The sequence below is a fragment of the Vibrio sp. 1180_3 genome, assembly GCF_029478545.1.
GTDB classification, from domain to species: Bacteria; Pseudomonadota; Gammaproteobacteria; order Enterobacterales; family Vibrionaceae; genus Vibrio; species Vibrio aestuarianus.
In genome coordinates, this window is sequence record NZ_SJFM01000003.1 from 96,367 (window position 1) to 108,757 (window position 12,391).

A 12,391-nucleotide genomic window follows, 5' to 3' on the forward strand; every position below is an offset into this window, starting at 1 on the left:
GAATCGTGAACCGTTTTGTGACTGGCATATTGTGCTTGCTACTCGTGTTACCCTCGGTTTCTGCATTAGCAGGTGACTCAAAAGCCAAGGAAACGGCAGTTCCTTCTCGGCCCAAAATTGCTTTGGTCTTGGCGGGAGGTGGAGCCAAAGGTGCAGCGCATATTGGTGTTTTAAAAGCGTTGGAAGAGCTCCACATTCCCATCGATTATATTACCGGTACCAGTATGGGTGCTTATGTTGGTGGTTTGTACGCTAGTGGAATGAGCGCTGAAGAAATTGAAAGCCTTATCTATAGTGTGGATTGGAACAGTGGATACCGAGACCGAGTCAGTCGCAGTCAGCGCCGAGTGAGAGATAAAGAATATGAAGACCGCTATCAATTAATAACCGATCTTGGGGTTGGAAAGGGCGGAGTACGCTCACCTAAAGGTGTGGTGCAAGGACAAAATATGTTGCGGATCTTACGAGAAACGTCAGGTAATTTATCTGAGTTTCAGTCGTTTGATGATCTTGCTATTCCTTATCGTGCGGTTGCAACCGATATCATTGAGCTACAACAAGTGGTGATCGATCGTGGTTATTTGGTCGATGCCATGATGGCGAGCATGTCTGTACCTGGTGCTCTGCCTCCTTATGAATTAGAAGGGCGTTGGTTAGTTGATGGTGGTGTGATTAATAACATGCCGGTTGATGTTGCTCGTCAATTAGGGGCTGATATTGTGATTGCCGTTGATATCAGCACCGATTATAAATCTCAGGAAGACTTCACCTCTTTTTTGACGGTCGCTAATCAACTCTCCAATTATTTGGTTCAAAGAAGTACCCATGCACAAGCGAGTTTATTAACAAGCGATGACGTGCTATTAAACCCTGAAGTTGGGGCGATGGAAACTACCGAGTTCGATAAAATGCCAGCAGCATTTGATAACGGTTATGAAGTCGTTATGGCTAACCAATCGATGTTGTCCAAGCTCGCGTTATCTACTGCTGACTACCAAAATTATATCAATCATAAGCAATCTCGACGTAAGCAACTTACTCATGGTGATGAGATTAAAGTTGATGAAATCGTTCTTAATAATCAAACCCACTATAGTGATTTTCTCCTCAAAAACCGTTTGAATTTAGCGGTGGGTGAAGTGCTGTCTACCGAAAAGATTGAGTCGAGCATTCAAGAGTTGTACGTACTGGACCGCTTTGAACTGGTGACTTATCAACACCGAGAGCAGGAAGGGAAAAATCAACTGGTGATTAATGTAAAAGAAAAATCGTGGGGGCCGAATTACGTCAACTTTCGTTTTTTCTTAGAAGATGATTTTCATGCTGATAGTCAATATGCGTTAGGTGTATCAACCAATTTTACTAATCTTAATGCTCATGGTGCCGAACTGCGTTTGGACGTTGAAATAGGAACAGATAAACAGTTCAAAGCTGAACTATTTTCTCCGTGGTTTTCGGGGCAGAAAGCTTTCACTACTGGTTTTATCGAATTTAGTCATAATAATCGTATTGTTCCCTTGGACGGTTTTAAAGATTCATCACTGGAAGCCACAAAAGATTACCTGCCAATTGTTTACAACGAGTGGGTTGGGGAGCTCGCGGTTGGTTATCAATATACTCTTTGGCAAGAGTTTCGATTAGGCGCTAGATATACAAATGGTGAAGCAGAAGTGTCAAACCTTCAGTCGTTCGGAGGCATGGAGTATACCCGTGCTGGTGTATTCGCGAAGTATCGACTTGATACGTTAGATAGTTTTAGCTTACCAAGAAAAGGGGTTTATTTAGATCTTGAATACCTAATTTCACATGACAATAGTGCTGATGTTGAGAGTGCAGGTATCGATGAAATTTCAGATACAACTTATGAAGTATCGGCGGAATTTATTGGTGCTTACAGTATCGAACGCCATACTTTGGTCGCTAATTTAGACTACGGTGTGGTGTACAGTGAAAATTCACTTCAGCCAATTGATCCTCAAGCCATTGGTGGTTTTTTAAACTTATCAGGAATTCCTCGTAATAGTTTAATTGGTCAAAATAAGGTATTTACTAGCTTAGTATACCGCTATCGTTGGTTTGATAATGACTTTGGGCTATTTACTTCCCCTTTTTATGTTGGGGGCTCAATAGAATATGGTGGTGTTTGGTCTGACCCTGATATTCGTTTGGATAGCGCGCCATTATATAGAGCAGGTTCGCTCTTTGTTGGCATCGATTCTCCAATTGGACCCATTATGTTTGGTTATGGTCGTACAGAAGATAATTTTGACTCGATATATTTGAGTATCGGAACCTATTTTTGATAGAACATGTTGGTTAAGTTACTAAAATATCGTAGAACTTTAGTCTTAAGTTGCTATGTTGGTCAAAATGATAAGATTTTAATTTAAAGTTAAATTTGCTATTCTGCGTCCCACAGTTTGGCCTCTCTGCCGCTGAGCATATGTAAGGTGTCTGGCAACGGAGAGCCAAGTTTCCAAGGATGTTTACTCATCATGTTTATAACCATGGAGTAAACCGTAATGAGAGGAAAAAGTCGTGCTTGAAGCCTATCGTAAACACGTCGCAGAGCGTGCCGCTGAAGGAGTTGTTCCTAGACCCCTAGATGCAGAACAAGTCGCGGGACTTGTTGAATTATTAAAAAATCCCCCTCAAGGTGAAGAAGAATTTATTCTTGATCTGCTTGAAAATCGTATTCCTCCAGGTGTTGATGAAGCCGCGTATGTTAAAGCGGGCTTTCTAACCGCTATTACCAAAGGTGAGGTTTCATCACCATTGGTCAGTCGTGAAAAAGCAGCTCAATTACTGGGGACAATGCAAGGCGGTTATAACATTGAGCCACTGGTTTCTTTACTTGATGATGAAAAGCTCGCTCCTATTGCTGTTAAAGCGTTATCTCACACGCTATTGATGTTCGATGCGTTCTACGATGTTGAAGAAAAAGCTAAAGCAGGTAATGTCTATGCACAGCAAGTGCTACAGGCTTGGGCTGATGCCGATTGGTTTACCTCTAAAGAAAAAGTAGCGGAAAAAATCACCGTTAAAGTATTTAAAGTGACCGGTGAAACCAACACCGATGACTTATCTCCAGCGCCTGATGCTTGGTCACGTCCTGATATCCCAGTTCATGCGAAAGCAATGCTGAAAATGGAACGTGATGGTATTAACCCAGAGCAACCAGGCAGCGTTGGTCCAATTAGTCAAATTGAAGAACTGCAAAAAGAGGGCATTCCACTCGCTTACGTTGGTGATGTTGTCGGTACCGGTTCTTCACGTAAATCCGCCACTAACTCAGTGCTTTGGTTTATGGGGGAAGATATCCCTTATGTACCTAATAAGCGCACTGGTGGTATTTGTTTAGGTGGCAAGATCGCACCAATTTTCTATAACACAATGGAAGATTCAGGCGCTCTACCCATTGAACTGAACGTACAAGAAATGCATATGGGTGATGTGATTGACATCTATCCATATGAAGGCGTTGTGCGCAAAGACGGTATTGAGATTTCAAGCTTCAAACTGAGCAGCGTACTGCTTGATGAAGTGCGCGCTGGTGGTCGTATTCCACTAATTATTGGTCGTGGATTAACAAGTCGAGCTCGCGTATCTCTTGGTCTAGCAGAGTCTGAGTTATTTGCTAAGTCTGTTGATCCTTTAGCGTCTGAAAAAGGTTATACACTTGCGCAGAAAATGGTCGGTAAAGCGTGTGGTGTTGAAGGTGTGCGTGCAGGTCAATACTGTGAGCCTAAGATGACGACCGTAGGTTCTCAAGACACAACCGGACCAATGACGCGCGATGAGCTAAAAGACTTGGCGTGTTTAGGTTTCTCTGCAGATCTAGTCATGCAGTCATTCTGTCACACCTCGGCTTATCCAAAACCAGTTGATGTTAATACACACCATACTCTGCCAGATTTCATTATGAACCGTGGTGGTGTTTCTTTACGCCCTGGTGATGGTGTTATTCACTCATGGCTAAACCGTATGCTATTACCAGATACCGTTGGTACTGGTGGTGACTCACATACTCGTTTCCCATTGGGTATTTCATTCCCAGCAGGTTCTGGTTTAGTAGCGTTTGCTGCCGCCACCGGTGTGATGCCTTTGGACATGCCAGAGTCTATTTTGGTGCGCTTCAAAGGTGAGATGAAACCGGGCATCACGTTACGTGATCTGGTTCATGCCATTCCTTATTACGGCATCAAACAAGGTCTGCTTACTGTAGAAAAGGCGGGTAAGATTAATGAGTTCTCTGGCCGCGTGCTAGAAATCGAAGGGGTTGAACACCTAACGGTTGAGCAGGCATTTGAGCTATCTGATGCATCAGCAGAGCGCAGTGCTGCGGGCTGTACGGTTAAGCTTTCTCAAGAATCGATTGCTGAATACTTAAATTCAAACATCGTGATGCTGAAGTGGATGATCGCTGAAGGTTACGGCGATCGTCGTACTATTGAACGCCGCATCACCGCTATGCAAGAGTGGCTAGCGAACCCAGAGTTAATGGAAGCGGACAAAGACGCAGAATACGCTCATGTGATTGAAATTGATCTGGCGGAAATCGATCAGCCAATTTTATGTGCACCGAACGATCCTGATGACGCTCGCTTGTTGTCTGATGTACAAGGTACCAAAATTGATGAAGTGTTCATTGGTTCTTGTATGACCAACATTGGTCACTTCCGTGCCGCTGGTAAGCTGCTTGAGAAATTTAATGGGCAGCTTGATACTCGTTTGTGGGTTGCTCCACCAACGAAGATGGACAAGGATCAATTGACCGAAGAGGGCTATTACGGCATCTTTGGCCGGGCTGGAGTTCGTATTGAAACGCCAGGATGTTCGTTGTGCATGGGTAACCAAGCGCGAGTTGCCGATAAAGCAACCGTGATGTCAACATCAACTCGTAATTTCCCGAACCGTTTGGGTACAGGTGCGAATGTTTATCTTGCTTCTGCTGAGCTGTCAGCGGTAGGGGCTATTTTAGGTCGTATTCCAACTAAGGAAGAATACTTAGAGTATGCACAGCAAATAAATGCGACAGCAGCGGATACTTACCGTTACTTGAACTTCCATAAAATGGATCAGTACACCAAGAAAGCGGCGGAAGTCATCTTCCAAGAACCTGCATAAGGTTAGTTGTTATCAAAAAAAACCGCAGGTATAAATACCTGCGGTTTTTTTTCACCTAATGGTTTTCGCCATCAACTGAGTTCATCTGGATGACTCGACCAGAATAGAATGGCTAAAATTGCATTTTTAGTGTAGCCGCAACGTTACGTGCGGTTAGTTCGATATTTTGTGCTGCTTCTGCAAGTGCCGTTGGCAAATCAACTGAACGGTTAACGACGGCAAATACCGAATCGATACCATACTCGTGCACTACGCCGCAGTCGGTAGATAGACAGCCAGCGATACCGATAACTGGTAGATTGTATTGTTTAGCGATACGCGCAACACCAATCGGTGTTTTACCATGGATGGTTTGGCTATCAATACGACCTTCACCGGTGATGACCAAGTCAGCATCAGCAACCACGTTAGCCAAATCTACAGCATCCATCACGATATTGATCCCAGGTCGTAGTTCTGCGCCTAATAGTCCAACTAACGCCGCGCCGAGACCACCTGCCGCACCAGCGCCCGGCATATTGACGACGTCTTTATTCAGTTGCTGTTTCATGATATTTGCATAATGCGCTAGGTTCGCATCAAGCAACTCAACCATTTCTGGTGTCGCCCCTTTTTGTGGGCCAAATACGTGAGATGCGCCTTTCGGGCCACACAATGGGTTATCTACGTCACAAGCCACTTCCAGGCGCACCGTACTTAAGCGAGGGTCCAGGTTGCTCAGATCAATAGTCGCCAGCTTCGCGAGCTCGCCACCACCAAAACCAAGTTCATTACCGTCAATGTCGAGCATACGAATACCCAAAGATTGCGCCATACCTAGACCACCATCATTGGTTGCACTGCCACCAATCCCGATGATGATGTGCTTAACGCCTTTGTCTAATACGGCCTTGATAAGTTCGCCTGTGCCGTAAGTTGTCGTTTTAAGTGGGTTGCGTTGTTCTGGCTTGACTAAATCTAGGCCGGAAGCTGCTGCCATCTCAATAATTGCGGTTTCACCATCGCCCATCAGGCCATAGAAACCTTCAACCACTTCACCTAAAGGACCAATCACGGGATGATGAATAATAGTGCCATTAGTCGCATCGACCAAAGACTGCACTGTACCTTCGCCACCATCAGCCATCGGTAACTTAACGTATTCTGCATTTGGCAGAACTTGTTTAAACCCATCTTCAATCGCTTGAGCAACACCCATCGCGGTGAGGCTTTCTTTGTATGAGTCAGGAGCAATTACAATTTTCATTTTTTTAACCTTACCGAAATTAAACAAATAGACCAAACACACCAAATATCATCACCGATACAAAGGCGATCATTAAGCCAACAGCAGATTCATAAGGGATCAGCTTGAGGCGTTCACGAATGTCCATATGAACCGCGCCGCCGGTTGCATGGAAAAAGCTACCATGTGGCATATGGTCTAAAACTGTTGCACCCGAGTGAATCATGGCCGCCCCAGCTAAAGCGGGTACACCAAGTTCTAAAATAGTGGTGCTAAATACACTTGCAGCAACGGCTGTACCTGCCGTGGTTGAAGCGGTGGCAAGTGACATCATTGCACCAGAGATAGGAGCAAGTAGGAAAGATGGCAGACCAGACAGAGCAAGCAGATCAATCAAACCATCTTTTAATCCAGAGTTGGCTACGATGCCGGCTAAAGTACCAGTACCCATCAACAAGACAGCAACGGGTGCCATACGGTTCAGACCTGATACAGCAAAACGGTTGGTTTCTTGGAAACGTCCCATAGCGATCGCACCAAGCAAACCACCAAGTGGCAACGCAATAAGAGGGTCAACATTGATGCCTGCGATTGGGCGCAGTGCTAGCAGGGCAATCGCTACTAGTGGTGCAACGATTGCTGTTGTGAAAGAAGGCAATTTGCTGTGATCAACCGCGACCACTTCAGTTTCAGAAACTTTGTTACCCTTATTTACTAGACGTTTAGCAATAAAATAAGCAAGCAACAAACCACATAAACCAGGGATCACGCCCGCAGCCATGACTGAAGTTAGCGGTACATTGAAAGCATCCGCCGCCGCAATGGCGTTAGGGTTTGGAGACATTACGTTGCCCGCTTTACCGCCACCGACCATCGCCAATAAAATCGCGGTTTTTGAAATGTCCGCACGACGTGCAATTGCCAAAGCGATTGGAGAAACGGTGATCACTGCAACATCGACAAACACACCGACTGAAGTCAAGATCATGGTTGCAAGTGCCAAAGCAAGGAGTGCTCGAGTCTCACCAACCTTTTTTACAATATTTTCAGCGATAGAAGTTGCCGCGCCGGATTCAATCAATACCCCAGCTAGAACACCTGCCGCAAGAATACGTAGAACCGCGGTTACGATGCCTTGAGCACCACCAATCATTAAGGCTACGGTATCGGTTAGCGAAACACCGCCGATTACACCGCCAACCAACGCACCAATGATCATGCCATAAGCGGGTGGAACTTTTTTGAGAATTAAGCCGATGGCAACGACAAGTGCAGCCAGAGCGCCAAGCGTAGAAACTTCAATCATGTTCAATATCCGTACTAATTAATCTGTATTTGGCTGCAATATATGCAGCCAATAGTGAGTAGTCTTTAGCTATCTGTACGAATTTTAAGGAAGGAATAAAAGGGTTATTTGTGCGTTTGCACAATTTTAATATTTATTTAAAACAAGAAAAAGCCAAATAAAGATGAGTGATATCATTTAACTTATTGAATTTTAAAGAGGTAACTTGCTCTATCTTCTCTAGCCGGTAGCGTAGGGTATTACGATGAATATGAAGTACTTGGCAAGTTTGATGTACATCGCAGTTTTGAGCAAAATAACTCTCAAGCGTCTTCATCAGAATGCCTTTAGTGTCATATGACTCTAGCAGTGTGTAAGGCTGACGTAATTGATCACTTCGCCACTGCTCATCTTTAATGCTGTTAAGTAACACGGGGAGTTTGTCATCTTGATAGAAGAACACTTGGCCAGGCTTATTATCTGAAGCTTGCATGGTAAGCTTGGCGGTCTGGTAGGATTTTGCCAAACCAGCGAGTGTTGGAAAATAATCACCCAAGGCAATTTTTATAGTGAATTTGCCCTCTTTCTTGATTCGTTTGAGGAGTTGGTTAACTCGTTTTGCTTCGATTTCTTGCGACCATCCTTTATGAGTTAATGAGATCGGCTTTAGCACTACCACTTCATTTAACGAGACCGAGATAATTCCGACCAAGTTGTCGCGTTCAGGGTATTCTAGTAAATGGACAAGTTGCTGTAGATGTTCCAAAGAGAGCGCCGTATCTTTTTCAGGTATGACTTTAACTACTGCGGCTATACGCGGCTGAGAAAGGTCTAGCCCCAAACGTTCGGCAATTGAGTTGAGCTGTGTTTCATTGAGGGTTGAGCCTTGGATCAATTGCAATAATAATTCTTCACGGTGGCGTTTATTCCATTGAACTTGAGCCATCAATGCCGCTTGCTCAACAATAAGCTCAGCCGTCATTTTAACTAACTCACCGTAATGGCGCACTTCACTCGGTGCGCCTGAAATACCCACAACACCAATGACTTGCTCTTGGTAAATAATAGGTAGATTAATTCCCGGTTTTACACCCTTAAGGTATCCAGATGTGGCCTTATCAATCTCGACGACGCGGTTTTCATTGATCGCCAGAATCGCCCCTTCGTGCTTTTGGTGTAAACGTGCAGAGTCGCCAGAGCCAATAATGCGTCCTTTGTCATCCATTACATTGATCGAATAACTGATGATCTTCATGGCTCGCTCAACTATTTGTCGGGCGATGGTTTCGGTGATCTGCATAATCTCAAGTGGTTTCGCTAGGGATAATCACCGATAATAACAAAGTTGACGATATCACCAAGCAGCAATCTGCAGAGAATTTAGATGGATTACGAATTTAAAAAAAATACCCTTGATGGCAGTTATTACTGCGCTTTCTCTATGGGGCACGAAATCATTGGTCGCTGGTTGCAAGAAGAGATTAATAAGGATCACACCAAAATAGGTCAAGTATTGCAGTTGATCGAAACGGCACAAAATGAAGCCAGCCGAGAAGTGACGCTTGAAGGATGCGAAATCAGTCTCATCATTTTATCTGACGAGGTAACGGTGCAAGAAAACGTGTTATCTCATGCAGATGAATTAGATACAGACAGCGAGTTTGATTTCTATGATTGTGAGAGCACCGCGAGCTGTGGCATTGATGATTTTGTTTTAATGATGGATAAATGGTGTCAATTTATCGGTTACCACCGCTAAGTTGCACAATACTGGTGAAGCTTAAGCGTTTCGCCTTATTTTCGGGAAAGGGCTGCACCCAATTGGTGCGGCCCTTTTGTTTTTTTATCGGAAATTTAATTTAAATTATTTAAAATCAACAAGTTAAAAAGTTGGCACGTACCTTGGATTTAATTAATCGTAAACGGACTACAGCTTCAGAGAGGATGCGATGAAACTAATAAACGCGATAATTAAACCATTTAAGTTAGATGATGTGCGTGAAGCACTGGCAGATGTTGGCATCGAAGGGATGACAGTATCAGAAGTTAAAGGTTTTGGCCGTCAAAAAGGTCATACCGAACTATACCGAGGTGCAGAGTACCAAGTGGACTTTTTACCAAAAGTGAAACTGGAGATAGCGACACAGTCAGAAAATGTTGATCGTGTGGTTGAAGCGATTATTAAGGCTGCGCATACCGGTAAGATCGGTGATGGCAAAATTTTTGTGTATGACTTAAGCCAGGCGGTTCGTATTCGTACGGGTGAAATGGATACAGAAGCACTATAAAAGATTCAAAGGATTGGAGAAAACTATTATGGAATTATCAGCAACAGTAACAGAGTTACGTTACGCTCTAGATACGTTCTTTTTCTTAATTTCGGGCGCATTAGTGATGTGGATGGCAGCCGGTTTTGCCATGTTAGAAGCGGGCTTAGTACGTTCGAAAAATACAACCGAAATTTTAACTAAGAACTTTTGTTTATACGCCATTGCATGTACGACTTACTTAGTGATTGGTTACAACATTATGTATGTCGACAACGCTGAAGCGGGTTGGTTACCATCATTTGGTTCACTGATTGGTAGCCAAGGTGAAGGTGCTGATCACTCACTAGAATCAGATTTCTTCTTCCAAGTGGTCTTCGTTGCAACTGCGATGTCTGTGGTTTCTGGCGCGGTCGCAGAACGAATGAAATTGTGGTCTTTCCTTATTTTCTCTGCCATTTTGACTGCATTTATCTACCCAATGGAAGGCTACTGGACATGGGGAGGAGGTTTCCTTTCTGATGCTGGATTTAGTGATTTCGCAGGTTCAGGTATTGTACACATGGCAGGTGCTTCCGCCGCGTTAGCTGGTGTATTACTGCTGGGTGCTCGTAAGGGTAAATACGGCAAAAATGGTGAGATATACCCAATCCCTGGTTCAAACATGCCATTGGCAACGCTAGGTACGTTTATCCTTTGGTTTGGTTGGTTTGGATTTAACGGCGGTTCACAATTGATGCTGTCTGATTTCGAAAATGCAACTGCTGTAGGTCAAATTTTCTTGAACACTAACGCTGCGGCTGCGGCAGGTTCAATTGCGGCGCTACTTGTTTGTAAGACCACATGGGGTAAAGCGGATTTAACGATGATCCTTAACGGTGCGTTGGCTGGTCTAGTAGCTATCACAGCAGACCCTCTCTCGCCATCACCGCTCTATTCTGTTGCTATCGGTGCTGTTGCTGGTGTACTCGTGGTGTTTAGCATTATTGCTCTAGACAAAGTGAAAATTGATGATCCAGTTGGTGCGATTTCAGTACACGGTGTGTGCGGTTTCTTCGGCCTAATGGTTGTGCCAATCAGTAACAGTGACGCAAGCTTTGGCTCACAGTTATTGGGTGCCGCTGTCATTTTTGCTTGGGTATTTGGTGCTAGTCTAGTGGTTTGGGCGATATTGAAAGCAACTATCGGCATTCGAGTAACCGAAGAAGAAGAGCTAGAAGGTATGGATATGCATGACTGTGGCGTAGGAGCTTATCCTGAGTTTGTCACTGTGAAATAATATTTCCTTACAAATAAAATCCTGAAGAACCTGCCATAATCGGCAGGTTTTTTTTCGATTAATGATTGTTTTAAGATTAAGCATGAATATAATAACGAAACTGATAAACATTATCATTAACAATTCAAAGGAACGAGACAATGAAGAAACTGCTTACTCTTTCTGCAATCGCTTGTAGTGTACTGGCTCCATCAGCGATGGCTGCGGAAGAAGTTAATGTTTACTCTTACCGCCAACCATTTTTGATTGAACCTATGTTCAAAGAATTCACTAAAGAGACTGGTATTAAGGTCAATGTGAAGTTTGCAAAAGAAGGTATTGCTGAAAAATTGGCACAAGAAGGCGAATACAGCCCTGCTGATGTGATCTTAACTTCTGAGTTTAGCCGTTTATTTGAATTGTCTGAAAAAGGTTTAGTGCAGGCAGTCGACAACGACACTATCGACAGTAATATTCCAGCGCAATACCGTGACAGCGCGGATGAATGGTTCGCATTAACAGTGCGTACTCGCAGCGTTTATTCTTCACGTGACCGTGTTGGAAAGTTGGGTGATGACTTTAATTATGCCGACCTCGCTAAGCCTGAATTCAAAGGAAAAGTTTGTACACGCAGCGGCAAGCATCCTTATAACGTTGCTCTTGTTGCTTCAATGATTGCGGAACAAGGTGAAGCGACAACCAAAGCTTGGCTTGAAGGCGTGAAAGCAAACTTAGCCCGTAAACCACAAGGTAATGATCGCGACCAAGTTAAAGCGATCAAAGAAGGGCTATGTGACGTTTCGCTAGGTAACAGCTACTACCTAGGTAAAATGATCAACGATCCTAAGCAGAAGTCTTGGGCCGATTCGGTTTACATCAATTTCCCAGGCCAAAATGCGCAAGGTACTCACGTCAATGTCAGCGGAATGGCGTTAGCGAAATATGCACCAAATAAAGAGAATGCCGTTAAATTAATGGAATTTTTAACTAGCGACAGCGCGCAGCATATGTACGCGGAAGTGAATTTTGAATACCCAGTGAAAGCGGGTGTTGAGCGTTCAGAACTTGTTGCTTCTTGGGGTGAGTTCAAAGCGGATACATTGCCACTAGAGAAAATCGCAGACAATCACGCTGCGGCTATTAAACTGCTAGATGAAGTCAAATTTGACCTTTAATTGACTTTAGGGGTATAACCATACCCCTATTCTAATAAAGGGATATGAGATGTA

9 protein-coding genes are annotated in these 12,391 nt (G+C 44.0%); 6 read left to right on the forward strand and 3 right to left on the reverse strand.

Annotated elements, in window-relative coordinates; genetic code table 11:
• Positions 1-5 precede the first annotated feature (5 nt).
• Entirely contained in the window at positions 6-2,303 is a 2,298-nt protein-coding gene (locus EYW48_RS03235; RefSeq protein WP_171979574.1) for a patatin-like phospholipase family protein, read from the forward strand.
• Positions 2,304-2,538: 235 nt separating this feature from the next.
• Positions 2,539-5,127 carry a bifunctional aconitate hydratase 2/2-methylisocitrate dehydratase gene (gene acnB / locus EYW48_RS03240; protein WP_277431852.1) on the forward strand — a complete coding sequence of 863 codons (2,589 nt, stop codon included), beginning with the start codon at positions 2,539-2,541 and terminating at the stop codon, positions 5,125-5,127.
• Between the two features lie 112 nt (positions 5,128-5,239).
• Here the strand turns inward: acnB and EYW48_RS03245 are convergent, their stop codons facing one another.
• The 3 genes from EYW48_RS03245 to EYW48_RS03255 form a co-directional block, all read right to left on the reverse strand.
• Positions 5,240-6,373, reverse strand: coding sequence for a glycerate kinase (locus EYW48_RS03245; protein WP_053311305.1), 1,134 nt, complete (start codon positions 6,371-6,373; stop codon positions 5,240-5,242).
• 19 nt (positions 6,374-6,392) lie between these two features.
• Positions 6,393-7,658 carry an SLC13 family permease gene (locus EYW48_RS03250; RefSeq protein ID WP_053311304.1) on the reverse strand — a complete coding sequence of 422 codons (1,266 nt, stop codon included), beginning with the start codon at positions 7,656-7,658 and terminating at the stop codon, positions 6,393-6,395.
• Positions 7,659-7,791: 133 nt separating this feature from the next.
• The gene (locus tag EYW48_RS03255; RefSeq protein ID WP_171979571.1) at positions 7,792-8,937 is read right to left on the reverse strand and encodes a sugar diacid recognition domain-containing protein; all 1,146 of its coding nucleotides are present in this window, start codon (positions 8,935-8,937) and stop codon (positions 7,792-7,794) included.
• Between the two features lie 84 nt (positions 8,938-9,021).
• Here EYW48_RS03255 and EYW48_RS03260 point away from each other — a divergent pair, with 84 nt between their 5' ends.
• From EYW48_RS03260 to EYW48_RS03275, 4 genes are all read left to right on the forward strand, one after another.
• Positions 9,022-9,396, forward strand: coding sequence for a YacL family protein (locus tag EYW48_RS03260; protein ID WP_053311302.1), 375 nt, complete (start codon positions 9,022-9,024; stop codon positions 9,394-9,396).
• 190 nt (positions 9,397-9,586) lie between these two features.
• Positions 9,587-9,925, forward strand: coding sequence for a P-II family nitrogen regulator (locus EYW48_RS03265; protein ID WP_053311301.1), 339 nt, complete (start codon positions 9,587-9,589; stop codon positions 9,923-9,925).
• Positions 9,926-9,953: 28 nt separating this feature from the next.
• On the forward strand, positions 9,954-11,183 hold the full coding sequence (locus tag EYW48_RS03270; protein WP_277431853.1) for an ammonium transporter: 1,230 nt from the start codon (positions 9,954-9,956) through the stop codon (positions 11,181-11,183).
• Between the two features lie 140 nt (positions 11,184-11,323).
• A complete protein-coding gene (locus EYW48_RS03275) occupies positions 11,324-12,337 on the forward strand; it encodes a Fe(3+) ABC transporter substrate-binding protein (RefSeq protein ID WP_053311299.1) in 1,014 nt (337 codons plus the stop codon).
• The last annotated feature ends 54 nt before the right edge of the window (positions 12,338-12,391 follow it).

Excerpts from the sequence above, each read along its gene's own strand:
- EYW48_RS03245 (WP_053311305.1), bottom strand. The coding sequence starts at position 6,373 with ATGAAAATTGTAATTGCTCCTGACTCATACAAAGAAAGCCTCACCGCG.
- EYW48_RS03250 (WP_053311304.1), bottom strand. The coding sequence starts at position 7,658 with ATGATTGAAGTTTCTACGCTTGGCGCTCTGGCTGCACTTGTCGTTGCC.
- EYW48_RS03255 (WP_171979571.1), bottom strand. The coding sequence starts at position 8,937 with ATGCAGATCACCGAAACCATCGCCCGACAAATAGTTGAGCGAGCCATG.
- EYW48_RS03260 (WP_053311302.1), top strand. The coding sequence starts at position 9,022 with ATGGATTACGAATTTAAAAAAAATACCCTTGATGGCAGTTATTACTGC.
- EYW48_RS03265 (WP_053311301.1), top strand. The coding sequence starts at position 9,587 with ATGAAACTAATAAACGCGATAATTAAACCATTTAAGTTAGATGATGTG.
- EYW48_RS03270 (WP_277431853.1), top strand. The coding sequence starts at position 9,954 with ATGGAATTATCAGCAACAGTAACAGAGTTACGTTACGCTCTAGATACG.
- EYW48_RS03275 (WP_053311299.1), top strand. The coding sequence starts at position 11,324 with ATGAAGAAACTGCTTACTCTTTCTGCAATCGCTTGTAGTGTACTGGCT.